Annotated in this window: 22 protein-coding genes; 9 read left to right on the top strand and 13 right to left on the bottom strand. The window is 59.7% G+C overall.

From position 1 onward, the window contains the following. Nucleotides 1-836: 836 nt before the first annotated feature. Complete coding sequence (locus AC3IUA_RS13450; protein WP_489361583.1) at nucleotides 837-2,285, top strand: PAS domain S-box protein; 1,449 nt, start codon at nucleotides 837-839, stop codon at nucleotides 2,283-2,285. 24 nt (nucleotides 2,286-2,309) lie between these two features. Here AC3IUA_RS13450 and AC3IUA_RS13445 read toward each other — a convergent pair whose 3' ends face one another. From AC3IUA_RS13445 to AC3IUA_RS13425, 5 genes are all read right to left on the bottom strand, one after another. Then, nucleotides 2,310-3,092, bottom strand: coding sequence for an ABC transporter substrate-binding protein (locus tag AC3IUA_RS13445; protein ID WP_489361581.1), 783 nt, complete (start codon nucleotides 3,090-3,092; stop codon nucleotides 2,310-2,312). Nucleotides 3,093-3,254: 162 nt separating this feature from the next. Then, nucleotides 3,255-3,608, bottom strand: coding sequence for a RidA family protein (locus AC3IUA_RS13440; protein WP_489361579.1), 354 nt, complete (start codon nucleotides 3,606-3,608; stop codon nucleotides 3,255-3,257). After that, nucleotides 3,605-5,005 (bottom strand): FAD-dependent oxidoreductase, encoded by a 1,401-nt coding sequence (locus AC3IUA_RS13435; RefSeq protein WP_489361577.1) that lies wholly within the window; start codon nucleotides 5,003-5,005, stop codon nucleotides 3,605-3,607. The genes AC3IUA_RS13440 and AC3IUA_RS13435 overlap by 4 nt, the downstream gene beginning before the upstream one ends. Then, the gene (locus tag AC3IUA_RS13430; RefSeq protein WP_489361575.1) at nucleotides 4,998-5,336 is read right to left on the bottom strand and encodes a (2Fe-2S)-binding protein; all 339 of its coding nucleotides are present in this window, start codon (nucleotides 5,334-5,336) and stop codon (nucleotides 4,998-5,000) included. Before AC3IUA_RS13430 ends, AC3IUA_RS13435 begins: the two co-directional genes overlap by 8 nt. After that, nucleotides 5,326-6,450, bottom strand: a complete 1,125-nt coding sequence (locus AC3IUA_RS13425) for an NAD(P)/FAD-dependent oxidoreductase (protein ID WP_489361573.1) — start codon at nucleotides 6,448-6,450, stop codon at nucleotides 5,326-5,328. The genes AC3IUA_RS13430 and AC3IUA_RS13425 overlap by 11 nt, the downstream gene beginning before the upstream one ends. A 169-nt stretch (nucleotides 6,451-6,619) precedes the next feature. Between AC3IUA_RS13425 and AC3IUA_RS13420 the strand changes: the two genes are divergently transcribed. Then, on the top strand, nucleotides 6,620-7,525 hold the full coding sequence (locus AC3IUA_RS13420; protein WP_489361571.1) for a LysR substrate-binding domain-containing protein: 906 nt from the start codon (nucleotides 6,620-6,622) through the stop codon (nucleotides 7,523-7,525). A gap of 227 nt (nucleotides 7,526-7,752) precedes the next feature. Here AC3IUA_RS13420 and AC3IUA_RS13415 read toward each other — a convergent pair whose 3' ends face one another. Both AC3IUA_RS13415 and AC3IUA_RS13410 read right to left on the bottom strand, forming a co-directional pair. After that, nucleotides 7,753-7,986 carry a hypothetical protein gene (locus AC3IUA_RS13415; protein WP_489361569.1) on the bottom strand — a complete coding sequence of 78 codons (234 nt, stop codon included), beginning with the start codon at nucleotides 7,984-7,986 and terminating at the stop codon, nucleotides 7,753-7,755. A gap of 128 nt (nucleotides 7,987-8,114) precedes the next feature. Continuing rightward, nucleotides 8,115-9,065 carry a Ppx/GppA phosphatase family protein gene (locus tag AC3IUA_RS13410; protein WP_489361567.1) on the bottom strand — a complete coding sequence of 317 codons (951 nt, stop codon included), beginning with the start codon at nucleotides 9,063-9,065 and terminating at the stop codon, nucleotides 8,115-8,117. 344 nt (nucleotides 9,066-9,409) lie between these two features. Here AC3IUA_RS13410 and AC3IUA_RS13405 point away from each other — a divergent pair, with 344 nt between their 5' ends. Further along, nucleotides 9,410-9,787 carry a hypothetical protein gene (locus AC3IUA_RS13405; protein ID WP_489362540.1) on the top strand — a complete coding sequence of 126 codons (378 nt, stop codon included), beginning with the start codon at nucleotides 9,410-9,412 and terminating at the stop codon, nucleotides 9,785-9,787. On the opposite strand, the gene AC3IUA_RS13400 is transcribed toward AC3IUA_RS13405, so the two are convergent. The 4 genes from AC3IUA_RS13400 to AC3IUA_RS13385 form a co-directional block, all read right to left on the bottom strand. Continuing rightward, nucleotides 9,729-10,943 carry an MFS transporter gene (locus tag AC3IUA_RS13400; protein ID WP_489361565.1) on the bottom strand — a complete coding sequence of 405 codons (1,215 nt, stop codon included), beginning with the start codon at nucleotides 10,941-10,943 and terminating at the stop codon, nucleotides 9,729-9,731. The two genes, AC3IUA_RS13405 and AC3IUA_RS13400, sit on opposite strands and share 59 nt — an antisense overlap. A gap of 59 nt (nucleotides 10,944-11,002) precedes the next feature. Then, nucleotides 11,003-12,250, bottom strand: coding sequence for an OprD family porin (locus AC3IUA_RS13395; RefSeq protein ID WP_489361563.1), 1,248 nt, complete (start codon nucleotides 12,248-12,250; stop codon nucleotides 11,003-11,005). Nucleotides 12,251-12,405: 155 nt separating this feature from the next. Beyond that, nucleotides 12,406-13,902 carry a benzaldehyde dehydrogenase gene (locus AC3IUA_RS13390; RefSeq protein ID WP_489361561.1) on the bottom strand — a complete coding sequence of 499 codons (1,497 nt, stop codon included), beginning with the start codon at nucleotides 13,900-13,902 and terminating at the stop codon, nucleotides 12,406-12,408. Between the two features lies 1 nt (nucleotide 13,903). After that, a complete protein-coding gene (locus AC3IUA_RS13385) occupies nucleotides 13,904-15,250 on the bottom strand; it encodes an MFS transporter (protein WP_489361559.1) in 1,347 nt (448 codons plus the stop codon). A 183-nt stretch (nucleotides 15,251-15,433) separates the two neighbouring features. Here AC3IUA_RS13385 and AC3IUA_RS13380 point away from each other — a divergent pair, with 183 nt between their 5' ends. The 4 genes from AC3IUA_RS13380 to AC3IUA_RS13365 all read left to right on the top strand — a co-directional run bounded on the left by AC3IUA_RS13380 (nucleotide 15,434) and on the right by AC3IUA_RS13365 (nucleotide 20,329). After that, complete coding sequence (locus tag AC3IUA_RS13380) at nucleotides 15,434-16,324, top strand: LysR family transcriptional regulator (RefSeq protein ID WP_489361557.1); 891 nt, start codon at nucleotides 15,434-15,436, stop codon at nucleotides 16,322-16,324. Nucleotides 16,325-16,454: 130 nt separating this feature from the next. Then, nucleotides 16,455-18,041 carry a benzoylformate decarboxylase gene (mdlC, locus tag AC3IUA_RS13375; RefSeq protein WP_489361556.1) on the top strand — a complete coding sequence of 529 codons (1,587 nt, stop codon included), beginning with the start codon at nucleotides 16,455-16,457 and terminating at the stop codon, nucleotides 18,039-18,041. A 12-nt stretch (nucleotides 18,042-18,053) separates the two neighbouring features. Further along, nucleotides 18,054-19,247, top strand: a complete 1,194-nt coding sequence (locus AC3IUA_RS13370) for an alpha-hydroxy-acid oxidizing protein (RefSeq protein ID WP_489361554.1) — start codon at nucleotides 18,054-18,056, stop codon at nucleotides 19,245-19,247. Between the two features lie 2 nt (nucleotides 19,248-19,249). Next, the gene (locus tag AC3IUA_RS13365; RefSeq protein WP_489361553.1) at nucleotides 19,250-20,329 is read left to right on the top strand and encodes an enolase C-terminal domain-like protein; all 1,080 of its coding nucleotides are present in this window, start codon (nucleotides 19,250-19,252) and stop codon (nucleotides 20,327-20,329) included. 21 nt (nucleotides 20,330-20,350) lie between these two features. Here AC3IUA_RS13365 and AC3IUA_RS13360 read toward each other — a convergent pair whose 3' ends face one another. Continuing rightward, nucleotides 20,351-21,313 (bottom strand): ABC transporter substrate-binding protein, encoded by a 963-nt coding sequence (locus tag AC3IUA_RS13360; protein WP_489361551.1) that lies wholly within the window; start codon nucleotides 21,311-21,313, stop codon nucleotides 20,351-20,353. 95 nt (nucleotides 21,314-21,408) lie between these two features. Next, nucleotides 21,409-22,491: an LLM class flavin-dependent oxidoreductase gene (locus AC3IUA_RS13355; RefSeq protein ID WP_489361549.1), complete on the bottom strand. Its 1,083-nt coding sequence runs from the start codon at nucleotides 22,489-22,491 to the stop codon at nucleotides 21,409-21,411. Between the two features lie 297 nt (nucleotides 22,492-22,788). Between AC3IUA_RS13355 and AC3IUA_RS13350 the strand changes: the two genes are divergently transcribed. Both AC3IUA_RS13350 and AC3IUA_RS13345 read left to right on the top strand, forming a co-directional pair. Then, a complete protein-coding gene (locus AC3IUA_RS13350; protein ID WP_489361547.1) occupies nucleotides 22,789-23,577 on the top strand; it encodes an SDR family oxidoreductase in 789 nt (262 codons plus the stop codon). Between the two features lie 306 nt (nucleotides 23,578-23,883). After that, entirely contained in the window at nucleotides 23,884-24,627 is a 744-nt protein-coding gene (locus tag AC3IUA_RS13345; protein WP_489361545.1) for an SDR family NAD(P)-dependent oxidoreductase, read from the top strand. Nucleotides 24,628-24,725: the final 98 nt, after the last annotated feature.

Genomic DNA, 24,725 nt, shown 5'->3' with positions numbered 1-24,725 from the left:
GTACACCCATCCTATTGCGGGTGTACCCGGTTGGCGTAGGAGCTGGCGTAGCCTGCGATCTTTAGCGGTTCTGAAGAGTGCCCGAAGCAAGATCAAAAGATCGCAGCCTGCGGCAGCTCCTACGGGGGTTTGTGTACACCCATCCTATTGCGGGTGTACGCGGTCGGCGTAGGAGCTGGCGTAGCCTGCGATCTTTAGCGGTTCTGAAGAGTGACCGAAGCAAGATCAAAAGATCGCAGCCTGCGGCAGCTCCTACGGGGGTTGTGTGCACCCATCCTATTGCGGGTGTACCCGGTCGGCGTAGGAGCTGGCGAAGCCTGCGATCTTTTAGCGGTTCTGAAGAGTGCCCGAAGCAAGATCAAAAGATCGCAGCCTGCGGCAGCGCCTACGGGGGTTGTGTACACCCATCCTATTGCGGGTGTACGCGGTCGGCGTAGGAGCTGGCGAAGCCTGCGATCTTTAGCGGTTCTGAAGAGTGCCCGAAGCAAGATCAAAAGATCGCAGCCTTGCATAGCTGACATTGATTGAGAGAGCCGCGAGCATAAGGCGGTTCGATCGATTCGAAATAAATTTTTTTATTGAATCCAATCCGCCATAAGTTGGCCTACATTAAATTTGTCGCATCGCTACTGGCCTGCCCGGTCGTCCGTGCGCGTCGAATAAACCTGCGCTGATTCATACCGGATCCAGGGTCGCGGTTCACTATGCGATATGGGTGAATTCTCTTGTAAGCGCACTGTCATTCTCTATGACTTACCACCGCATTATCTCCTGCAGCATCAGGTGAATAGGGGGAAAGCCCAAGCAAGGAGCGCCGCCACGTAACGGAGTCTGGAATGAGCCACATGCCGATTGATGAACCCGAGACCACTTGCGAGGCCTCCTATGGCCCCACAAACAAAGGCCCGGATTTCCGCTCAGCCACTCAAGAAATGGGCGTGCATGACATCCTTGAAGCCCTGCCCGAGGCCGTTTACACCACGGACGCGAGGGGGCTGATCACTTTTTTCAATTCCGCCGCGGCTTCTCTATGGGGGGTTAGTCCCAACCTTGGGCAAAGCGAGTTCTGCGGTTCCTGGAAGCTCTATTGGCCTGACGGCACTCCCCTGCCCCACGACGAATGCCCGATGGCCATAGCGTTAAGGGAAAGACGCCCGGTCAGAGGGCTTGAGGCCATTGCAGAGCGCCCGGATGGTTCGCGTATTCGCTTTCGGGCGTTCCCCTCGCCGATCTTCGATACGACCGGGAATCTCATCGGCGCCGTTAACATGCTGGTCGATCTCAGTGACCAGGTGATCGCCGACGAGGCCGCGCGCAGACATGATGCGATCGTCGAATCCTCCGACGATGCAATTATTGCCAAGGACCTGAACGGGACGATTATCAACTGGAACAGTGGAGCCCAACGGCTCTTCGGTTACACGGCCGAAGAGGCCATCGGCAAACCGGTCGCCATGCTGATTCCCACTGATCGACAGGATGAAGAACCAGGCATATTGGAACGCATCCGTCGAGGCGAGCGCATCGAGCATTATGAAACTATCAGACGCCGCAAGGACGGCAGCCTTGTCGAGATATCCCTGGCCATCTCACCTATCAGAAACCGTGAGGGTCGGATCATCGGCGCGGCCAAGATCGCCCGCGACATCACTGAACGCCGACAGGCAGAAGAACAGAAAAACCTGCTCATCAGAGAAATGGATCACCGGGTAAAAAATCTGTTCGCGCTGGCTAACAGCGTTGTATCGCTGAGCGCCCGTTCGGCCACGACGCCCGCGCAGCTCGCCTCCGCCGTTTGTGCGCGACTGAACGCATTGGCGCGCTCGCACGCGCTGACCATCGCCCATGGTTTAAACAGCGAACAGCCAACGACGTTACATACGCTGATTCAAACGATCGTCGCGCCTTATGCCGGTGGAGACGACAACTGCCAATCCCGCGCTTTCGTTACCGGCCCGGACGTCTCGATTGCCGGTAGTGCAGTAACCAGCTTCGCACTGCTGTTGCATGAGTTTGCAACAAACGCCACAAAATATGGCGCGCTCTCCTTAGCCGAAGGTTTTCTGGATATCGCCTGCAGCGAGAGTGGGGATCTGTTTACCATCGAGTGGAGCGAAAGAAACGGGCCTGTGATTGACCAGGCACCCGATGGCATTGGTTTTGGCACCCTGCTCGCCAAGGCGACAGTACGTGGTCAGCTTGGCGGCGAGATTACCCGTGACTGGAAGCGCGAAGGTCTGTCGATCAGGCTGGTAGTTGCAAAAAGTTCCTTTGGTACCCCATAGGCGTGCCGAAAGAACGCTGGTTGATCACTCGCCGTAGATATCGAAATCGAAATACTTCTGACGAATCCTGTCGTAGGTACCGTTGGCTCGAATCGTCGCCAATGCCTGGTTGAAACGGCCTGCCAGCGGATCGTCCTTACGCACCGCGATGCCGATACCGGTGCCGAAGAATTGCTCTTCGGTGAAATTCGGGCCGACGAATTCAAATTCACGCCCTTCTGGCCTCTTCAACAGGCTTTCATCGATCACCACCGAACTGGCCATGGTTGCATCCAGTCGCCCGCCCAAAAGATCGAGGAATACTTCATTCTGTGAACCGTAGCGGATCACTTCGGCACCGGCCGGGGCGAATTTCTCGGTGACGTAGCGATCGAAGTTGGTCGCGCGCTGGACACCGATCCGTTTGCCTTTGAGCTGAGCTGGAATGTTGCTGATACCGCTGCCTTTCTTGAACACCAGACGCGCCGGAATACGGTAATAGCGATCAGTGAAATCCACCGATTTCAGCCGCTCCGGAGTGATGGATACCGAAGAAATCACCGCATCGACTTTCTTCACTTTGAGCGCAGGAATCAGCCCGTCGAACTCTTGCTCCTGCCACAGGCACTGCACCTTCATCTCGGCGCACAGTGCCTGGCCGATGTCGTAGTCGAATCCGACGAGGGTGTTGTCCGGGGTTTTCGAGGCGAACGGTGGGTAGGCCGCTTCGATGCCCAGGCGCAGGGATTGTTCCGCCGCCTGCAGGCTGGCGCCAAACGCCAGCAAGGAAACAAGGCCGACTTTCAATACAGCACGTTTCACGTTCATTCATAGCTCCGGATGCGATGTTGTTGATTTCGGGCGCTCCGCAAAAGAAGGCGTCCGTTATAGGCAGCAGCAATGTGAACAAGCGGGAGTGGCGACTCTGTCGGTCGTCTGCTCCGCCGCTGTGCAAGGCTTGGCCAAGCGTAGCGGTTAAATCAGGATGGCTCAGACCGCGGCGGTCACGATCAACTCCAGCAGGATCTGTGGGTCATCGAACATCACCTGGGCCGTGGCCCGTGCCGGCGTTTGCCCAGCATCGACCCAAGCGCTCCAGGTTTCATTCATGCCGGCGAAATCGGCGCTCATGTCTTTCATCCAGATCTGCACGCTGAGCAGCCGGCTCTTGTCGCTGCCAGAGGCCTCCAACAGTTCATCGACCCGTTGCAGAACCTGGCGGGTCTGACCCCGGATGTCCTGGCTGCAATCGGCGGCGACGATGCCGCTGAGCCAGGCCACGCCGTTATGCACGACACTGCGGCTCAGGCGCGGATTGCTCTCAATGCGTTGAATACTGCTCATAAGTGCTCCTGGGTGAGAGGTTTCTCGGCGGCCAATTGACCAAGGGTGATGGGTTTGAGCGGCGATCGAATGCGGTAGTACCCGACCTCTGAGGCCGGTACCCGGCGATGTTCGGCAATGATTTCGGTGACGCTCAGACCGCACAGACGGCCCTGGCAAGGCCCCATGCCGCAACGGCCGAAAGCCTTGGTCTGATTGGGCCCCAGACAGCCGAGCTCGACGTAGTGACGGATCGCGCCGGCGCTGACCTCTTCGCAACGACAGACAATCACCTCGTTGGCCGGAATGCGGTTTTGCTGTTGCGGGCGATACAGCGCATCGATCAGCGGCCGCGCTGCACGTTGGCGGCGCAGGGCTTTTCGATAAGGCTTGGCGAGTTGTCGCAACTGTTGCGCGTCAACGTTTCCCAGCTTTGCGACAACCGCCAGTGCTGCCAGGCGGCCTTCGATTTGCGCCACCTGGGCGCCGCCGATCGCCCCACCGTCACCGGCGATAAAAATGCCTGGCAGGCTGGTTTCGCCCCATCTGTTACGGCGGGCGATCCAGCACAGTTGTTGTTCGTTCCAGTCATGTTCGGCACGTAACGACCAACTGATCTGGGTATTGGGCACCACGCCTTGATGCAGCAAAATCCGCGAGGCGGGAATGTTCCAGCGGCAACCGTTGCTGTCGAAACTCAGGGAGCGGGCCCGTGCCTGGCCCTCGACCAGCAAATTGCGGGCATCACGAAAATGCCTGACGCCGGCGCGCTTCAATTCGGCAAGCAAACCCAGCCCCTTGAGCAGCTCGCGCCAGCCGCGCAGGGCTGCGGGGACTTTGCGCCAGGCACGCGCCAGATCGCCCCGCCCGCTGGTGTCCACCAAGGCTTCGATGGTGATGCCGGCGCGCAGGTATTGCACCGCAAGCAGGTACAACAAGGGACCGCAGCCGGCCAGCACCACGGGGCCGCCCGGTACCAGCGCCGCACTTTTGAGCAGGATCTGCCCGGCTCCGGCGGTCATGACCCCGGGCAAGGTCCAGCCCGGGATCGGCATCGGTCGTTCGAACGCACCGGTGGCGATCAACACATGACGCCCTTGCAAGACTTCGGCGCGGCCATCGATCAGGAAATGCACCTGACGCTGTGGCGTGACCTGCCAGATCGCCGCATTGGCCAGATACCGTGCCCCACACTGGAGGAACGCCGCAGCGAGTCCGGCGCCTGCTCCATAGTCTTCACCCAATACGCTGCGGCTGCGCGCATCGGCCTGCAGGACATTACGATAGATCTGCCCGCCAGGGCCGGACTGTTCATCCAGCACCACCACCGAAAGCCCCTGTCGCGTGGCTTCGAGGGCTGCGCTCATTCCCGCCGGGCCGGCGCCGATCACGATCAGGTCGACAGTCTGATTACTCATCAGCACCTTCCTCGCCGTGGTCACCGAGCCGCACATCGCGGGCACCGCGCTGGCGACGCACACGCATACCCGCTCGAACCGGCAGCAGGCAGGCCTGGCAATTGGCGTGGCCATCCACCTCGACCAGACACTCAAAGCACACGCCCATCATGCAATAGGGCGCACCGGGCCGGCCGCTGACCGCGCTTTCACGGGTATGAGTGACCCCGCTGAGCAGCAATGCGGCGGCCAGGGAAATGCCAGCGGGCACCGACAATAACGCGCCTTCGAATTCGATCAACACCGATTTATCCGCAGGGCCAAGGGCCTGAAACAGGCTGTCAGCCGGCATGGCACACCTCATTTTCTTGACTGAAGCGCTGCAGACTGAAAGGCAACACAGCAGGATCGTCAAACTCACCGGCAATCCACGGCGCCAGGCGCAAAGCGTGGATCGCCGCCAGGGTCACGCCACTGTGGCAACTGACCACAAAGGCCCCGGGGCAGGCCTGCGACGCTTCATAGATCGGAAAACCGTCGGCACTCAACACCCGCAGCGCACCCCAGGCCCGCACCAGGCGCACCTGGTCCAACTGTGGAAAGCACTGCACCGCACGCCGGGCGATATCGGCCATCACGGCGCTGCTGGTGCCGTCGTCGAAACCCAACGACTCATGGGAGTCGCCCAATTGCACCGTGCCTTCGTCGGTCTGCCGCACATAAGTGGTGGGGTAATGCAGGAAAGGTTTGAGTCGCTCGGTTACCAGGATTTGCCCCCGATTGGGACGCACCGGCACATCCATGTCCAGTTGCGCGCCCAGCTGGCGATTACCCAGTCCGGCGGCCAGCACAATTTGCCCGGTGTACCAGCGCTGCTCACCGGCCTGTAGCTCGAAACCCGAGGCAAACCGGCCAATGGCGCTGACCCGGTGGCCGTTGATAATCTTCACTCCGCGCATCCGGCAGGCGGCGTACAGGGCCCGCAGCAATTTCAGCGGATTGACGTGCCCGTCCATGGGCGAGTAACAGCCGCCGACGACGCTCGGCCCCACGCCAGGCAAGCGGGCGCGCAATTGTGCCGAGTCCAGTAGTTCGAAGGGGTAATCGCCCGCCATGGCTTCGCGCAGCCAGAGCAGTCGACGGCTTTCTTCGGCCATTTCATCGTCAGTCAGGCACAGCTGGAACCCGCCGGATTGGCGCAGATGAACGTCGATGCCGGTGTCTGCCTGCAACGACGCCTCGAGCCGTGGCCACAGCGCTACCGATTCGCGAGTCCATTGCGCGTACGAACTCATCCCGTAGCCCTTGCCCTGGACCCACAACAGGCCGAAGTTGCCGCGCGCGGCCCGAAAGGCGTCGTCACCTTCATCCAGGACACGGACCTGGCGACCGAGCAAAGCCAGCCCGTAAGCGATGGACATACCCACCAGGCCGCCGCCGACGATAATCACATCAGGTTTTTGCATGAGTCCCGCTGTCGTTCGTTCGATGCTGAAAAATCACCTGCAGCGCAGGCACCAGGCCTCGAGAATCTATATAGAGAAGATCCTAGAGAGCTGACAGCGCATTGAAAAATGCTTTATTTTGGCAAGCCCATGTCTTTTTGTTATGGATTTTTCAAAGGAACGCTCCGCCATGAATCTTCGTCAGCTGGAAGCCTTTCGCGCGGTGATTCTGGGCCAGACCGTGACCCGCGCCGCCGAAATGCTGCACATCTCGCAACCGGCGGCGACGCGACTGATTGCCAGCCTCGAGGAGGACATCGGTTTCAGCTTGTTTGACCGGATCAAAGGCCGGCTGCAGCCGACCCCCGAGGCCATGACGCTGTATCAGGAAGTGCAGCGTTCACTGATCGGGGTCGAAACCATTGCCCGAACGGCGCAGGACATTCGCAGTTTGAAACGCGGCTCACTGCACATCGCTTGCGCACCGGCCATGGGCTTGTCGTTCCTGCCGCGGGCCATCGCCGCGTTCATGGCCGAGCATGATCAGGTGCAGATATCGCTGGTGGTGCATTCATCGCGGGAGGTGGTCGATCTGGTGGTCGGCCAGCGCTGCGACCTGGGCATCATCGTGCTGCCCAATACCTACCCCAGCCCACGCGCGGAGCAACTGTTGGCCACTCGCATGCTCTGCGCACTGCCGACCGGCCATCGTTTACAGGGCAAGACCACGATCGTGCCGGAAGACCTGCACGGCGAGGCGTTTATTTCCTATCCGCAATCCATCGGTTCGCGCCAGCACATCGACGCGATATTTGCCGCCCATGAGGTCGAGCGCGAACTGCGCCTGGAGACCCAGCTGTCGCTGCCAATGTGCGCGTTTGTCGAACAAGGCTTGGGGGTGGCGCTGGTCGATGCCATCAGCGCGGTCGAGTACCGCGGCAGTGGCATCCTGTTCAAAGCGTTCGAACCGGCAATCGAAATGGACTTCAGTATGCTGCTGCCGGTTCAGGGGCCGGTGTCGAAACTGCACATCAGCTTTCTCGAACACATGCAGCAGTTCATTTCCCGGCAGATTCCTGCGGCCTACCGCTTTTAGCTCCTCGCTATTTCAGGTACCAGCCCCAGGGGCCGCCGGTGTATTGAGTGATCTGCTTGGTCTCCAGGTAATTGTTGTAACCCCAGCCGCTGCGTTTTATCGGCGTCAGCCTTGCGCGCACCTGGGAAAACCTCACCGATGTCAGAAAGGTTTATGTGATTTTGAATGGATGAGGGGCGGCGCTTTCATCCATGGGTGGCGAGCCTGCACAGCAAGGAACCACTGGCTTATGGCATGAGCAGCGCTTCATGGATCTCGATATAAGGTATCCCGCCGTCCCTGCGCTTTTCTGCAAGCCAGATCCTCATTTTGCTCACATCAAAAATCTGCCCCTGCTCCATCAGGGTTAACACCAGGGCATCAGAAACCCGGTAATGCCCACAGGAGGGGCAGTCTCGCTCTTCCCAATCACCATCACACAGAATGCGCTCGGCGGTTCCTGCACAAATGAGACAGTTCATGGGCGCACCCTCTTTCTTTTTTCAACAGTCTCTACCCGCGACTGATTGAGGCCGCTGGCGCGGTGGCGCTATTGAAAGCAGAGGCACAGCTGACACGACTTTTACGGTTGCTTGCAAAGACTTGGCCCCTACATGATCGATGAGCCAGGCATCCGCATCAGGCCGTGGAGTACACCCATTCTCAAACCTGGTTCGGAGGGGATCATCTCTTCGATGCCTAACACTTTGAAGGCAGCGAGCATTACCGCCAGCCCACCCGGCAACGTGCTCAATCGTTGTGCCTGCAGTCCAGCCAGTTTCAATTGTTTGACGTGGCCGGCCTCCAGCAGACAAAGGGACAAGCGCAACAAGCCAGCATAAGTAATGCCGTCTTGACCATAGGCATTCAGGCCATTGGCCTTGAGTACCTTGGCCAGCATCCTTGCCGTGCCGGAAGAGCCGATGGCTTGCTCCCAGCCCAGCTTGCGATAACGCTGGGCAACCTTTTCAATTTTCTCGCTGGCGATTCGCTCGGCCTCCTGGAGAGCGCGACTGTCAATATAGCCACCGACAAAATAGCGCTTGCTAAAACTGCCGCTGCCGATCGCTATGCTTTCAGTCAACAACGGACGATCACCCTGCCCGACAATGAGTTCGGTAGACCCGCCACCGATATCAACGACCAGTCGAACGACTTGCGCACTTGGCATTGTGTGGGCCACCCCCGCATAGACGAGTTTGGCTTCCTCGCGCCCGGAAATCACATCGATACGGAACCCCAGGCGTTGTTCGGCACCAGCAAGGAACACGTCGCAATTATTGGCCTCACGTACTGCGCTGGTAGCCACCGCCCGAACACGGCCAGCCTCGAAATTGCGTAGCTGCTTGCCGAATCGCTCCAGGGCCAGCCAGCCGCGCTCCAACGCGAAACCATCCAGTGCTTTTCCTTGAAACCCTTCTGCAAGACGCACGGGCTCGCGAAAGGTTTTCACTTCCTGAATGACCAGCCGTTGGTTGCGCTTGACCTGTTGGCCAATCATCATCCGAAACGCGTTGGAACCGAGATCAACGGCGGCAAACAGCGAAGCGTCACCCTTCATGCTGAATTCCTTTTGAGCTCACGAGCCGAAAGCACTTCGTCCGCGAGACCATAAAAAAGTAGGGGGGTGAAGGATCTTGCCACTGGGACCATGACATTACGATGACATCGGCTGAGCTGGAGTCCGATTAAAGAGCCACGAGCAAAAAGGATTTATTGATGCCCGATGGGCTTCACTGCCTGGTCTTCACAGTGATGAACATTTTGATGCGATCATGAATTTCCTGTAGCGCATGCCGAAAGGGATTATGCCGTTCGCTGGTCACTGGATTCCCCTGTAGGAGCTGCCGCAGGCTGCGATCTTTTGATCTTGATTGTGTGGGAGCGGCGGTGCGGCGATCCGACTTGCTCGCGATGAAGGCGGCTCTGACAAAGCCCAACCGTGTGGACGGAAAGGCTCAGGGCGTGAAGACGGTCTGGCATCTGCCATTGATGTCGACTGACACGACCCCATTGCGCAACGCCTGCGTTCGGCCTCTGGGAAAGGGGCAGGCAGATCAAGTTCAAAAGCAACAGCAACAGCAACAGCAACAGCAACAGCAACAGCAACAGCAACAGCAACAGCAACAGCAACAGCAACAGCAACAGCAACAGCAACAGCAAGATCAAAAGATCGCAGCCTGCGGCAGCTCCGGTTGGGCGTGTGCGGGGTACGGTCGAATGGTCACTGCCGATGCTTCTGGTGATGCCGACTCTTTTCACCGCGTACCAGGAGCAGCATGAGCGCGACCGCAGAAAATACTGCCCCGGCATAGAAGGTCATTGCTGCCCCATAGGTTTGCCACAGCAGCCCTGCCACCCCGCTTGCCAGCAGCATTGAAACCCCACTCACCAGATTGAAAATCCCGAATGCGGTGCCCTTCAACTCAGCGGGAGTCGTGTCAGCGACCAGCGTCGCCAGCAGCCCCTGACTGAATCCCATATGAAGCCCCCACAATGAGACACCGAGCATCAGCATACTGATCGAGTCAGCGTTAGCCAGAACCAGATCTGCCAGGATCAGCAGGATCAATCCGCCCCCGAGCAGACGGGTGCGGCTCACACGATCAGAGAGTTTTCCCACCGGGTAGGCCGAGAGCGTGTAGAACAAGGCCATCACCACCATCACAATCGGCACCCAAGTCGCGGACAGCCCTGTTTGTTGAGCGCGCAAGACCAGGAACGCCTCGCTGAAACGTGCAAGGGTGAACAATGCGCCGACTATCACCACCTGCCAGTACGCCGGAGAAAAACTGTGAAGCAGTCCCAGTCGAATGGGTGAACGAAAACGTTGTGCCGGACCTGGCCCTGCATGCTTCGGTTCATCAATGCCAACGACAATCAGACTCACCGCCACCAAAGCCGGTATCACGGCGATCCAAAGCACCAGCGGGATGTTTTCGTGGAAGACATACATCAATGCGATCGCCATTGCCGGCCCGAGAAAGGCTCCCACGGTGTCCATGGATTGACGTAAACCGAAGCAGGCTCCACGGATCTGCGGTGGGGCTACGTCAGCGACCAGAGCGTCACGTGGAGCCCCGCGAATACCTTTGCCAATCCGGTCCAGAAAGCGCGCGGTGAATACCATTTCCGCGGTGTGGGCCAACGGGAATAGAGGCTTGGAGAGTGCAGCCAGTCCGTAGCCGAGCAACAGCAAGCCCTTGCGTCGTCCGAAGTAATCACTGATGGCGCCTGAAAAGACTTTAACGATCAGCGCCGTCGCCTCGGCAATACCCTCGATCAGCCCCAAGGTGATCATGCTGACGCCGAGAGTGCCCACCAGAAATACGGGCAGCAGGCTATGGACCATCTCTGAAGACACGTCCATGAACAGGCTGACAAAGCCTAACGCCCACACCGTGCGGGGGATGCTACGTGTAGCGGTTGCCCTGGACATGTTCCTGGCTCCGTGGAATCACCGCACAAGTGTATGCCAAGGGCTTTAATCCGTTGTGCCTACCAGAACTTCCATGTGTAAGAGGTGATCAGCCGGTTCTCATCGTAGTCAGCGCCGTATCGGGTTTTCACCTTGATGGTGCGACCTTCGACACCCAGTCCCTGAAGCAGACCACTCTGCACCACATAAGACATGACGAAGTTGCGTTCGCTCTCGACGTTATCCGCAAGATTCGCTCCACGATTGATGTCGACACCGCGCAGATAGCGGGTCATGAACTTGAGACCCGGAACACCCAAGGCGGCGAAATCGTAGTCGTAACGCGCTTGCCAGGATCGCTCGCTGGCTTTGAAGAAAGCAACGGTCGACCAGTTCACCAGATAAGGCTGCGGCGCGTAGCCATTGAGTAGCGGAAAGGCGTCGTCACCGAACATGCGTTGATAAGCGAGCGTGTAGGTGTTTCCACCTTTTTTCAGCGCCGTCATAAAGCCCAGCGATCGGTTATCGAGGTCGCCCGACAGCTGCTTGCCCTCCTCGCGACTGTTGTAGTAACGGACATCGTTCTTGAGGCTATAGCCGTCCCCAAAACTCAAGGTATACGCCAGGCCGAGGTAATGTTGCTGATAGATGTCTTCCAGTTGACCAAAGTAATAGGTGGCGTTGAGCGCAGGGGTAAAGTCGTAACGCGCACCCGCGAAGTTGAGTCCGTCGCTGCTCTGGGCAGGACTGTCGCCGAACAGGTAGATGTCCTCCCGATTGGACGATTCGCGCGAGGAGATCTTCCAGAACCTACCGGCATTCAAGGTCAGCTTCGACCACTCCCGGGACTCAATGGTCGCCCCTTCAAAGGTAGTGACCAGCTGCCTGGAGTCGTCCATAAAGGCCACAGGCAAGGTTGGGCGGTGCTCGCCCACGCGGACCTCGGTGCTGGACATCCGCACTTTGGCGGTCAGGCCGGCACGACCATAGTCATGAACCGGTTCGCCCTTGCCGGCATCGTAGGGCAACACGGTGTCCGGCCCCCGCCCTCCACCGCCATCGAGCCGATAGGCGAACTGTCCGGCGGCATCCAGACCAAACTGGATCGGACCCTCGGTATAGCCCGACTTGAATTGCAGATCGAAACCCTGGCTCCAACTGCCGACACGAGACTTGGGAGCATTGTTCTGCTTGAAGTCCCGGTCCAGGTAAAAGTTGCGCAACCCGAGGTTGAGATGACTGTCTTCCAGGGCATCAGCCTTCACCGCAGGAGCGATTGCCATGGTCAACAGGGAGCCCAAAGCACCAAGACGAACAGAAGCTTTCATGACACACATTCCTTTTCTTATTGTTGTTCTGCAAAAACTCAAATGCAGCGCACAGCCGAGCCCCTGCGAAGGGCCTCGCCGGATTCATTGGTTTTTTATATAGAAGGCGCAATCGCCGGGATCGCGCCTGCTCCCCCCAGCGACAGGACAGTGCGCTAGAACGGGTACTGGACCGGATCATTCATCAGACTGACCCACTGACGCTCGGTGAACTCATCAAAGTTCGCCGGGCCACCGTAACGGCCGCCGTAACCGGAAACCCCCATGCCGCCAAAAGGCACCTGGAATTCGTTGTTCACCGTCTGGTCGTTCACATGCACCATGCCGCTATGTATACGCCCTGCCCATTCATAGCCGCGCGTGGCATTGGCGGTATGAATGGCAACCGCCAATCCGTATGGCGACGCATTGACCAGCGCCAAGGCCTCCTCGATATCGTCGTACACCACAATGGGCGCGACCGGCCCGAAAATCTCGTCCTTGAACACCGGCATATCCGGCGTAACGTCGATCAGTACGGTCGGCCGGTAACACAGATCCTGGTATTCCCCTCCTGTGACCAACGTCGCGCCCTGGTGGATGGCGTCTTGTACCAGGCCATGTACGCGGTCGCGCTGCTGGGCGTTGATCAGGGGTCCAAGTTGCACGTCCTGGGTAAAGGGGTTCCCGCAGGCAAGATGCTCTGCCCGTTCCCTGAGTTTCTCGGTGTAGGCCGTGGCCACGCTGCGATGAACAATGTGCCTTCCCGCCTGCATGCAGATCTGCCCTTGGTGCAGGAACGAGCCCCAGGCACCTGACGAGCTGGCCGCATCGAGGTCTGCGTCAGGGCAAACGATCAGGGCATTGTTGCCGCCCAGTTCCAGCGAACAGCGCTTGAGCAGTCCACCGCAGGTTTCGGCAATCCTGCGCCCCACCGCCGTCGAACCGGTGAAGGCGATCATCTTCACCGAAGGGTCGCTGACCAATGCGGAACCGGTTTGTGCAAGACCGGGAAGCACTTGAAACACCCCTTGCGGCACACCCGCCAGCTCAAACAACCGCGCCAGCAGCAGGCCCCCGGTGACGCTGCTGAATTCCGAGGGTTTCAGTAGTACCGCATTCCCCAAAGCAAGTGCCGGCGCAATCGAGCGCAAGGACAACAGCAACGGGAAATTCCAGGGAGAGATGACCGCGACAACCCCCATCGGCACCCGCCGCCAGATATTGGTTCGCCCTGGCAGGCTCGAGGGAAACACTTCGCCATTGGCTTGCATGGGCATGGCGGCGGCCATCTGCAACTGCTCGACGCACACACTGAGCTCCCACTCGGCTTTGAAACGAGCGCCGCCACACTCACGGATATTCCATTCGATGAAGCTCTCGGCTTCCTGTTGCAGAAGCCGCGCCGCCTCTCGCAGTATCGCCGCGCGCTGATCGAAAGGAGTGGCCGCCCAACCCGACTGGGCTTGCCGGGCGCGCAGTCCGGCCTCTGCAACGTCCGCCGCGCTGGCAATCCCGACGGTTGCCAGGCACTCACCGGTGGCGGGCTCATTCACCGGCATTTCGTTAGCGGCCGATTGCCAGGTTCCAGTATAAAAGCGTGCTTTCCAGCGTTGCTCGTCCATGAATGCAGCAATAGACGCATAGTGATTTTGAAGGTTGGCGATGGCCATATCAGACACTCTCCGTAGGGCGGGTTTGTGCAAGAGGAAGTGCAACCGGCTTCTGTGATACCAACAACACGGCAATCACCGCGATCACTCCAGGAAGGGCGAAGACCAGGAAATTGTGCTCAAAGGGCAGGCTCAGGCTGAACAGAAAGCCTCCCAGCAGCGGCCCTGCCACAGCGCCGCAACGGCCTATCGCAGCCGCCATGCTGACGCCGGTGGAACGAACCTGGGAGGGGTAAAGATCGGCGGCCAGGGTATGCACTACAGAGAGGCAGCCCACGGTTGAACCGCCAGCGATCAGCAACAAGGCATAGAGCGTGGTCGCATCCGGCTTGATGCCCAACATCGATATGGAGACGGCAGCCAGGGCGAAGAACAGCGCCAGTGTCGCCTTGCAACCCCAACGATCGGCCAGCACGCCGCTGATCAAGGTGCCGATCAGGGAGCCGACGTTCATTACCACCAGAAACACGATGCTCGACCCCAATGGATAGCCACCGCTGCTCATCAGTTTCGGCAACCAGGTGTTCAGGCCATACACCATCAGCATGCACATGCCGAAGCTCAACCACAGCATCAATGTGCTGAACCCCCGACCATTGCCGAACAACGCTGACATCGACGTTTTGCCAGCGCCCGCTTCAACAGCCGACTGCAACACATAGGTCACCGCGCCAACGGGATTGTGATTGGGGTTGATCCGACGCAACATCCTGGCCACCTCCTCCTGGCGGTTACGATGCAGCAGGTAGGCCACCGACTCGGGCAGGGTCTTGTAGAGCAACGGCAAGGACAAAAACGACAGGCCCGCGACGTAGAACGGCGAATGCCAACCCAGAAGCGGGATCAGATAGATACCTGCCAGGCCGGAAAGCAGCCCACCGATGGCGAAGAAGCTGAGCATAAGGTTGATAAGACGATTGCGACATGAACCCGGCGACATCTCTTTGAGAATGGTCACCAGGTTAGGCACAACGCCTCCCAGTCCTGCGCCAGTCAGGAAGCGGCACAAGGCGAAGCTGGTGGCGTCGGTGGCAAAGGCGTTGGACAACGCCGCGAGGCTGAACAAGGCAACGCAGAAAAGGATAATGCGACGCCTGCCGAAACGGTCAGCCTGGGTGCCCAGGGTGACTGCGCCAAACATCATCCCGACCATGGAACTGGCGCCCAGCATGCCCGCTTCGCCGGGTGTCAACGCCCAGGCGGTCATCAAATGGGGCAACACCGAACCGTAGATGACCAGGTCGTAGCCATCGAACATCATGATGAACGAACACCAGAAAACCAGCAGGTAGTGGAACCGGTTAAGCCGTGCGGAGTTGACGACTTCCAACGCATTGATTGAGCGCATACACGTTACTCTTATTATTTTCGGGGCCATGGCAGCGGGACTTGGCAGTGCGCTGTCCAGAAGATTGCGAAGCGATGCAGGACTGCTTCGTTTGCGTTTCCAGACGATATGGATAGAATTTGAATAGATCAAATAGATAGATTTTTCGATTAACTATAAATACAAACTATATTCGGAGTGGCAGTGATCGACCTCAATCTGATCCGGGTCTTCGTGACGATTTTCGAAACCGGCAGCGTCAGCGGCGCCGCCGAGCGCTTGCATGTGACCCAGCCGTCCGTGAGCTACGCCTTGAATCGCCTGCGCACATTGCTCAACGAACCGCTGTTCAAGCGCAGCCGGGACGGCATGCAGCCGACATTCCTGGCCACGCAGCTGTACGCGAAATTCCGTTACTCACTGTCGGAGATCGAGCGGGCGATTGCCCAGACCAGCCACTTCGACCCACGGGTTTCGACACGGGGCTTTCGCCTGGTCTTGTCCGATCTGGGCGAAGTGTTCTTTCTGCCCTACATCCTCAAGGCCTTGCAGGCGCAAGCGCCCGGCATCGAGCTGGAAATCATCCAGCTCGATATCGAAAAGCTCAGCGAATGGCTGAGTACTGGAAAGATCGACGCGGCCATCTGCAACCGCAGCGACTCACCACTCAATACCAACTGTGCGCTGATTTTCAGTGAGCGCTATGTGTGCCTGGTTTGTCAGGACCACCCACGCATTGGCTCGACGATGACGATGGAGCAGTACCTGGAGGAGAACCACGTGGTGGTTTCCGCCGTGTCCGGGCACCACGTGGTCGAGGATCGATTGCGCGAATCCGGCTTCGAACGCAAGGTCAGGTTGCGGGTGCCGCACTTCAGTGTGTTGCCGGAAGTTGTTTCCGGCAGCGACCTGCTGGTCACCCTGCCCTCACGGGTGGCCGCGATGTTCGCGTCTCGCAGCCATACCCGCGTGGTGGAACTGCCCTTCAGCGTCCCGTCTATCGAAGTCAGCCTGCAATGGAATGACCATGACAGCGATATCCTTGCGCAACGCTGGTTTTGCGGGCTGTTGAAGGACGCCCTGGCAGGCCTTTGAGCCCAGGCGGCCGGCCAGGCGCCCCAATAAAAATAGACAGCATCTATATTAAGTCGAAAAAACCATCTATTTGATCTATTCAAGACGACCTCTTACTTTTGAGGCTGACGTTTTGACAGAGATCATCGCAATGGCATCCGTACACTCCACGACCTACGAATTGCTGCGTCGCCAAGGCATCACCACCGTCTTTGGCAACCCGGGCTCCAACGAGCTGCCGTTCCTCAAGGATTTTCCAAAGGACTTCAACTACATCCTCGGTTTGCACGAGGGTGTGGTGGTCGGCATCGCCGATGGTTACGCACAGGCCAGCGGTACCCCCGGTTTCGTGAACCTGCATTCGGCCGCCGGCACTGGCAACGCCATGGGTGCGTTGAGCAATGCCTGGAACTCTCATACTCCACTGATCATCACTGCAGGCCAGCAGACCCGCGCCATGGTGGGAGTCGAAGCGCTGCTGACCAACGTCGACGCCGCCAACCTGCCCAGGCCGCTGGTCAAATGGAGTTATGAGCCGGCCAGCGCCCAGGAAGTCCCGCACGCCATGAGTCGGGCGATCCATATGGCCTCCATGTCGCCGCGCGGGCCGGTCTACTTGTCCGTGCCCTATGACGACTGGGCGCGGGAAGCCGATCCACAATCTTCTCACTTGCTTGAGCGACGGGTAGTCAGTGCCGGGTTGCCGGGCGATGTCCTTCTGGCCGATCTGCTCGAACAACTGTCGAATGCCCGCAACCCGGTGCTGGTGCTGGGTCCGGATGTCGATGCGGCGAAGGCCAACGAGCATTGCGTGACATTGGCAGAACGCCTGAAAGCCCCGGTGTGGGTCGCACCGTCGGCGCCGCGCTGTCCTTTCCCGACTCGCCACCCGTGCTTCCGTGGCCTGCTCCCGGCGGGCATTGCGGCCATTGGCAAACTGCTGGAAGGCCATGATCTGGTGCTGGTACTCGGCGCACCGGTGTTTCGCTACCACCAGTACGATCCGGGTCAGTACCTGGCCCAAGGTACGCGGCTGATTGCCGTCACCTGCGACCCGCTGGAAGCGGCGCGGGCACCGATGGGCGATGCCATCGTCGGCGATGTCGGGTTGATCGCGGCCGCCTTGGCTGAACGCGTGAAGCCCTCCTCCCGGGCAATGCCGACACCGCTGCCACTGCCTGAGCCGGTGGAGCAGCACGCAGGCCCGCTGCGCCCGGAAGTCGTATTCGACACCCTCGACGAAATCGCTCCGCACACGGCCATTTACCTCAACGAATCCACCTCCACCACCGCACTGATGTGGCAACGCCTGGCCATGCGCAATCCGGGCAGCTACTACTTCGCCGCTGCCGGTGGCCTGGGATTCGCCATGCCGGCGGCAGTGGGTGTGCAACTGGCTGAGCCCGAGCGGCGTGTCATTGCAGTGATCGGTGATGGCTCGGCCAACTACAGCATCAGCGCACTATGGACCGCCGTCCAATACAACATTCCGACGATATTCATCATCATGAACAACGGTACCTACGGTGCCTTGCGCTGGTTTGCCGGGGTTCTGGAAGTGGAGAACGTACCTGGCCTGGACGTCCCGGGCATCGACTTCTGCGCCTTGGCCAAGGGCTATGGCATGCAGTCGTTCAAAGCCTGGGACCGAGACCAGCTTGAAGATGCCCTGCATCAGGCTCTGGCGCTGCACGCGCCGGTACTGATTGAAGTCAGTACGTTGGCGCCGCAGAGCTGAGGAGCAGCATCCATGTGGAACAATGCTCCGCTGAACGTCGCCGACTACCGCCAATTGGCCCGTCGACGCTTGCCCAAAACAGTCTTCGATTACCTTGAAGGCGGCGCCGAAGATGAACAGGGCCTGCAGCACAACCGCGAGGTATTCCAGCGTGTTCGATTCAAGCCGCGGCGGCTGGTAGACGTCAGCCAGCGCGACCTATCGACCCGTCTGTTCGGCAAACGCCAGGCACTGCCGCTGTTGATCGGCCCCACCGGCCTCAATGGCGCGTTGTGGCCCGAGGGCGATCTGGCCCTGGCCCGCGCGGCCAGCCGGGCGGGTATTCCTTTCGTGCTTTCCACCGCCTCCAACCTGTCCATCGAGGACCTGGCCCGCCGTTGCGATGGTGAATTGTGGTTCCAGCTCTATGTGGTCCACCGCACCCTGGCCGAACAGATGGTCGAACGAGCGCTGGCCGCTGGCTACACGACCCTGGTGCTGACCATCGACGTTGGAGTCAACGGCTATCGCGAACGCGACCTGCGCAACCGATTCAAGATGCCCATGAGCTATAGCCCGCGGGTAATGCTCGACGGGTGCCTGCATCCGCGCTGGTCACTTGATCTGCTGCGCCATGGCATGCCCGAACTGGCCAACTTTGTCAGCAGTGATGCGTCCAGCCTGGAGGTCCAGGCCGCCCTGATGAGCCGGCAGATGGATGCCAGTTTCGATTGGCAGGCGTTGCGCTGGCTGCGCGACAAATGGCCCCACACCTTGCTGGTCAAGGGCCTGCTGGATGCCGACGATGCCGCCCGATGTATCGCTGAGGGTGTCGACGGGGTGATTCTGTCCAACCACGGCGCACGGCAACTCGACACGGCCATCTCGCCCTTCGAAGTGCTGGCTGAAACCGTGCGCATGGTCAGCCGCCCGGTACTCATCGACAGCGGTTTCCGTCGCGCAGCCGACGTCGTCAAGGCGCTGGCCATGGGGGCCGACGCCGTACTGCTGGGGCGCGCCACCCTGTATGGCCTGGCGGCGCGGGGCGAAGCCGGTGTGGACGACGTGTTGCGCCTGCTCAAGGCCGATATCGACCGAACCCTGGCCCAGATCGGTTGCCCTTGCGTGGAGCAGTTGTCGCCCGCTTACCTCGACCTGTCGCCTGCACCGGCACAAACCGTCCTGGTACCTGCCCGGATTCACCCACTTGACCAAGCGAGAAGCTGAAGATGCCTGCCATCAAGATCACCGGACTCCAGTCTCGCGCTGTGAATGTTCCCCTGACGTATCCCATTCATACCGCCGTCGGTACTGTCGCCAGCGCCCCGTTGGTGCTGTTGGACCTGACGACCGACGCTGGCGTAACCGGGCATGCCTACCTGTTCGCCTACACGCTGGCAGCGCTCAAGCCGCTCAAGCAAATGGTCGATAACATGGCCGGTCTGATCGTCGATCAGCCCTTGGCACCCGGTGACCTGGAACAGATGCTCAGCAAGCGCTTTTGCCTGTTGGGTTTCACAGGTCTGGTGCGTATGGCTGCCTCGGGCATCGACATGGCCGCCTGGGATGCTTTAGCCAAGACCCAAGGGCTGCCGTTGGTACAGTGTCTGGGCGGCAGTCTGCGAGCAGTGAAAAGCTATGACAGCCACAGCCTGGACGGAGAAGCCCTGGCTACGACTCGTGCGGTCAGCGCCGCCGAAACGGGCTTTCGCGCAGTCAAGACCAAGATCGGCTATGCCAGTCTGGCCGAGGATTTGCGGGTGATTCGAAGCATGCGTCGCGCAGTGGGTGAAGATTTTTCCATCATGGTCGACTACAACCAGAGCCTGACCGTGCCCGAAGCCATCCGCCGGGGCCTGGCCCTGCAAGAGGAAGGCCTGGCCTGGATCGAAGAGCCGACCTTGCAGCACGACTATGCCGGGCATGCACGCATCTGCGCAGCGTTGGATGTACCGATTCAAATCGGCGAGAACTGGTTCGGTCCCGAAGAGATGTTCAAGGCGCTGAATGCGGGTGCGTGCGACCTGGCGATGCCGGACCTGATGAAAATCGGCGGTGTCACCGGATGGCTTCGAGCAAGTGCTTTGGCCCAGCAGTTCAGTCTGCCGCTTTCCAGCCATTTGTTTCAGGAGTTCAGTGCGCATCTGCTGGCGGTCTCCCCCACGGCAGACTGGCTCGAACGGCTGGACATCGCCGGGGCGGTCATCGAACCGACGCTGACCTTCAAGGACGGGCACGCGGTAATCCCGGACCTGCCAGGTGCCGGGATTATGTGGCGCGAAACGCAGATCGATAAATTCAGTGTCTGAAGTCCTCCCTGGCCTGCGGCCTCATGGTTGCACGCCAGCCTTGGCCACGGCCGGTTGCAACGCCCCTGCGAAAGACTGGTCGAACAAGGTCGGTGCCGGGTAGGACTTGATCAGGCCCAGGCCACTGAAGAAGTCGATGGTTTTCTGCGCATCGGCAATCGACTGCTTGCTGACCGGCACTACATCGGTTTTCGCTCGAGCGAACCAGGCCCGGGCGATGTCGCGGTCGGCACGGGTACGTATTGCCCAGGCATCGGCATAGGCCTCGGTGTGCGCCGGATCGCTCAGGGTCCAGTCACGGGCCTGTTTCAAACGCTGGAGGAAATCGGCGATTGCCGCACGCTTTTCCACCACGGCCTTGTTGCTCGCCACCACGAAGCTCTGGGCCGGAATCAGGTCCTTGGCCGTGGCCAGGACCCGGGCGCCCTGGCGTTCCTGCACGGTCACGTAGGGCTCCCACGTGGCGATCACGTCCACCGAACCACCATCCAGCGCATGGGACGCATCCAGCGCACTCAGGTAGCGCAAGTCCAGGGCGTCACGGGGCACACCGGCCTGGTCCAGGGCACTGAACAGCAACTGCTGGCTCCAGGAACCTTTCCAGATCGCCGCACGTTTGCCGCGCAGGTCTTCCAGAGTCTTGATCGGGGAATCCTTGCTCACCAGGATGGCCACGCCGTCGAGATTCTGCCGGGTCACCGCGATCACCTTGATCGGTGCGCCCAGGGCGCCAAGGAACAGCGGCGGCGCATCGCCGAGCAGGCCCAGGTCGAGGCTGCCGACGTTCAATGCTTCGGCCACCGGCGAGCCGGCAGTGAACTGCTTCCATTCCAGGGTGTACGGCAAGTCGTCGAGCACCCCCGCCGCTTCCATCACGGAACGGGTGTTGTAACTTTGATCGCCGACATTAAGGGTCAGGGCCGACGCGGTGAGACTCAGGGAGGTGGCCAGTACACCGGCAGCCAGTTGCAGAAGGTTTCGCACGGAAGTCTCCAGATGCCTTGTCAGGCAAACAGTAAAGAGCCCGATCCGCGCGCGCGGTCTCGTGACAGCTTGAATTAAAGTCAGGGGGAAAAGCTTCAGGCACTCAGTCGGGCCTGACGTGCAGCGACCTTGGCGCGGGTCAGCGGAATCAGCTTGCGGCCGTAGTCCTGTGCATCGTTGACCGGGTCGAAACCACGGATCAGGAAGGAGGTCACGCCCAGGTCGTAATAGGCCAATAGCGCATCGGCCACCTGCTCGGCCGTGCCGACCAATGCCGTGGAGTTGTGACCACCGCCGACCAGTCCGGCGATTCCCGTCCACAGGCGCTCATCGACACGCTCGCCTCGGGCGACGGTGTCGAGCAGGCGCTGGGCACCCACGCTCTGCGGCTTGTTTGCCAGCACCGGGCCGCAGCGCGCCAGGCGCTGGCGGGCGGTCTGCAGAATGCTGTCGGCCTTGGCCCAGGCGGCCGCCTCGGTCTCGGCGATGATCGGCCGGAACGAGACGCTGAACTGAATCTCACGTCCCTGCCTGGTCGCCTCGGCGCGCACCGCCTGAATGGTTTCGCGGGTCTGCTCCAGCGACTCGCCCCAGAGCGCAAACACGTCGGCATGCTTGCCCGCGACTGCCAGTGCCGCAGCCGAGGAGCCACCGAAATACACCGGGATGTGCGGTTTTTGCAGCGGCTTGATCGCCGAAAAAGCGCCCTGCGCCTGATAGAACTCGCCCTGATGGTCGAACGGCTTCTCGCCCGTCCAGACCTGCCGTACCACCTGCAGGAATTCATCGGTGCGGGCATAGCGCTGGTCGTGATCCAGGTAGTCGCCGTCCTTGCGTTGCTCGCCATCGTTGCCGCCACTGATGACATGCACCGCCAGACGACCATCGAGCAGGTGTTCGAGGGTGGCCAGCTTGCGCGCCGCCAGGGTGGGCGCGACGAACCCCGGGCGATGCGCCAGGAGGAAGTGGATGCGCGAGGTGGCCTGTCCCGCCAACGCGGTGACCAGGAAACCGTCCGGCTGGTCCGACCAATAGCCGACCAGAATGCGGTCGAAACCGGCTTCCTCATGCACCTGAGCAAAACGGGTGATATACGACTTGTCGAAGACAGGACCTACAGGGTCCAGGGTTTCCGATGACAGCCGGTGGCCAATCATGCCAATGAATTGAACGCTCATGGGGGGCTCCTTGGTAGCGTAAAGAAAGATGATTGGTTATATAATTTTCTTTCTTCCTAACGAACGCTTCTAAGCTAGCGATAAGAACCCGCCTTGTAAAATTCAATTTACGCATAACCTAATACTAATATTATGCGCACTTATGAAATTCGGCTTGCAGCTCCAACTGCTCTGCCAACCCGTCTTGAGTGCTGTAGGAAACTGACTGGGTGTGATCCCGGCAGTTTGAGGATTATGCTGCGCCGCGTGACCACGGTATTTTACTTTCCCTTTATAAGATCACTCAGGAGACCACCTATGAATCTCGGCATCGCGGGGCGCTGGGCACTGGTTTGTGCGGCCAGCAAAGGGCTTGGCAAGGCGTGCGCCCAGGCGCTGGTCAGCGAAGGCGTCAACGTTGTGATCACGGCTCGGGGCGAAGAGACTCTGAATGAAACCGCCAATCAGTTACGCGCGCTGAACCCCGCCGTAACCGTCATTGCCGTCGCCGGCGACATCTCGTCCGCGGCAGGCCGGGCGGCTGCGCTGGCCGCCCATGGGCATTTCGACATCCTCATCAACAACGCTGGCGGGCCGCCTCCGGGAGACTTCCGCGACTGGGACCGGGATGCCTGGATCAAGGCCCTGGATGCCAACATGCTCACCCCCATCGAGCTGATCAAGGCCACGGTGGATGGCATGGCCGAACGAGGTTTCGGACGTATCGTCAACATCACCTCGAGCGCGGTCAAGTCACCCATCGAGAGTCTTGGCCTGTCTAACGGAGCACGCAGCGGGCTGACCGGTTTCATCGCGGGGCTCGCCCGGCAAGAGAACATCGCCAGCCGCAACGTGACCATCAACAACCTGCAACCGGGCTCGTTCGACACCGATCGGCTGCGCAACAACCTGGTAGAAGCCGCCCAGGATCTTGGCCAGGACAGCGAAGCGTTCCTGGATGAATGCCGTCAAGAAATCCCGGCCAAGCGCTTTGGCACACCCGAAGAGTTCGGCGCTCTTTGTGCGTTTGTCTGCAGCGCTCACGCCAGCTACATCACCGGGCAGAACCTGTTGATCGATGGCGGAGCCATTCGCTCCAGTCAATGATGCACCGGGGCGATAAAGCGATGTCCCTGACTGACTGATCTCTATTGTGGAGCCTGCTCGCGATGACCCTCTGACATTCAACATTGATACCGCCTGATAGTCCTACATCGCGAGGAGGCTCGCTGCCGTTGCACTGCGAAAACTGGAGTCATAATGACTGCGTGCAGTCTTTATAACCTCATTTTCAAATAGTCATAACGACTATCAACATAATATCCAATTGATTTATATAACAAAATCACTTGGCCCGTTTTTTGATGGCTCCCCTTTGATTTCCACTCTCTGACTATTCAAGGGGAAGTATTTATGAGTAATGAATTCGAGGGCCGCCTGGCCGTAGTCACCGGCGCAAGTTCCGGCATAGGCCTGGCCGTCACCGAGCGCCTGCTGGCTCAAGGCGCTCAAGTGCTGGCGATGTCACGCCAGATCGGCGGCTTGAAGGATCTGGCCGAACGCTTTACCAAACAGCTGCACTGGATCCCCGGCGATGTCACCCAAGAGGCCGACCTGATCCGATTGGCGAATAAGGCTTCGACAATCGGCCCAGTGGATTTCCTTGTGCCCAATGCTGGCATCGCGCAACTGGCGGACGGCCTGAACGTATCGGCGTTTGATCGTCAATGGGCGGTCAATGGCGCTGGCGCCTTGAACACCCTGGCCAACCTGCGCAGCCAAATGGCGAAACCGGCTTCGGTGGTATTCACCGGCACTTTCCTGGCCCGGCTAACCTTCCCCGGACTCGCGGCCTATATCGCCTCGAAAGCCGCACTGCAAGCACATGCCCGTACCCTGGCGGTCGAACTGGCGCCTCTCGGGATACGCATCAACATGGTTTCCCCCGGCCCCACCGCCACGCCCATCTGGTCCACGTTAGGCTTGAAGGATGAGGAGCTGGCCAGCGTCGCCAACGCGGTAAACCAGCGACTGCTCGATGGCAAGTTCCTCGAGGCCGGAGCGGTTGCCGATGTGATCCTGTTCCAGCTAAGCAACGGCGCCCGCGGCGTCTATGGCCAGGACTGGATTGTCGACAGCGGCTACACAGTGCGTTAGATCCAAAAATCCCCCGAGCAACAGACAAGGTGTCGGCAATAGCTTGTGCGCTCACTGGACTGGTGGTGCACCTGCCGCGCTAGAGTCCCAGGATGGAA

It is taken from the genome of Pseudomonas sp. KH_050, assembly GCF_057838875.1.
This window is presented reverse-complemented; position numbering and strand designations above follow the sequence as displayed.

Bases quoted from the DNA above. Each gene is read 5' to 3' on its own strand.
- AC3IUA_RS13400 (WP_489361565.1), bottom strand. From the start codon at position 10,943: ATGTCCAGGGCAACCGCTACACGTAGCATCCCCCGCACGGTGTGGGCG.
- AC3IUA_RS13425 (WP_489361573.1), bottom strand. From the start codon at position 6,450: ATGCAAAAACCTGATGTGATTATCGTCGGCGGCGGCCTGGTGGGTATG.
- AC3IUA_RS13415 (WP_489361569.1), bottom strand. From the start codon at position 7,986: ATGAACTGTCTCATTTGTGCAGGAACCGCCGAGCGCATTCTGTGTGAT.
- AC3IUA_RS13430 (WP_489361575.1), bottom strand. From the start codon at position 5,336: ATGCCGGCTGACAGCCTGTTTCAGGCCCTTGGCCCTGCGGATAAATCG.
- AC3IUA_RS13440 (WP_489361579.1), bottom strand. From the start codon at position 3,608: ATGAGCAGTATTCAACGCATTGAGAGCAATCCGCGCCTGAGCCGCAGT.
- AC3IUA_RS13410 (WP_489361567.1), bottom strand. From the start codon at position 9,065: ATGAAGGGTGACGCTTCGCTGTTTGCCGCCGTTGATCTCGGTTCCAAC.
- AC3IUA_RS13445 (WP_489361581.1), bottom strand. From the start codon at position 3,092: ATGAACGTGAAACGTGCTGTATTGAAAGTCGGCCTTGTTTCCTTGCTG.
- AC3IUA_RS13390 (WP_489361561.1), bottom strand. From the start codon at position 13,902: ATGGCCATCGCCAACCTTCAAAATCACTATGCGTCTATTGCTGCATTC.
- AC3IUA_RS13450 (WP_489361583.1), top strand. From the start codon at position 837: ATGAGCCACATGCCGATTGATGAACCCGAGACCACTTGCGAGGCCTCC.
- AC3IUA_RS13355 (WP_489361549.1), bottom strand. From the start codon at position 22,491: ATGAGCGTTCAATTCATTGGCATGATTGGCCACCGGCTGTCATCGGAA.
- AC3IUA_RS13345 (WP_489361545.1), top strand. From the start codon at position 23,884: ATGAGTAATGAATTCGAGGGCCGCCTGGCCGTAGTCACCGGCGCAAGT.
- AC3IUA_RS13395 (WP_489361563.1), bottom strand. From the start codon at position 12,250: ATGAAAGCTTCTGTTCGTCTTGGTGCTTTGGGCTCCCTGTTGACCATG.
- AC3IUA_RS13370 (WP_489361554.1), top strand. From the start codon at position 18,054: ATGTGGAACAATGCTCCGCTGAACGTCGCCGACTACCGCCAATTGGCC.
- AC3IUA_RS13420 (WP_489361571.1), top strand. From the start codon at position 6,620: ATGAATCTTCGTCAGCTGGAAGCCTTTCGCGCGGTGATTCTGGGCCAG.
- mdlC (WP_489361556.1), top strand. From the start codon at position 16,455: ATGGCATCCGTACACTCCACGACCTACGAATTGCTGCGTCGCCAAGGC.
- AC3IUA_RS13365 (WP_489361553.1), top strand. From the start codon at position 19,250: ATGCCTGCCATCAAGATCACCGGACTCCAGTCTCGCGCTGTGAATGTT.
- AC3IUA_RS13350 (WP_489361547.1), top strand. From the start codon at position 22,789: ATGAATCTCGGCATCGCGGGGCGCTGGGCACTGGTTTGTGCGGCCAGC.
- AC3IUA_RS13435 (WP_489361577.1), bottom strand. From the start codon at position 5,005: ATGAGTAATCAGACTGTCGACCTGATCGTGATCGGCGCCGGCCCGGCG.
- AC3IUA_RS13385 (WP_489361559.1), bottom strand. From the start codon at position 15,250: ATGCGCTCAATCAATGCGTTGGAAGTCGTCAACTCCGCACGGCTTAAC.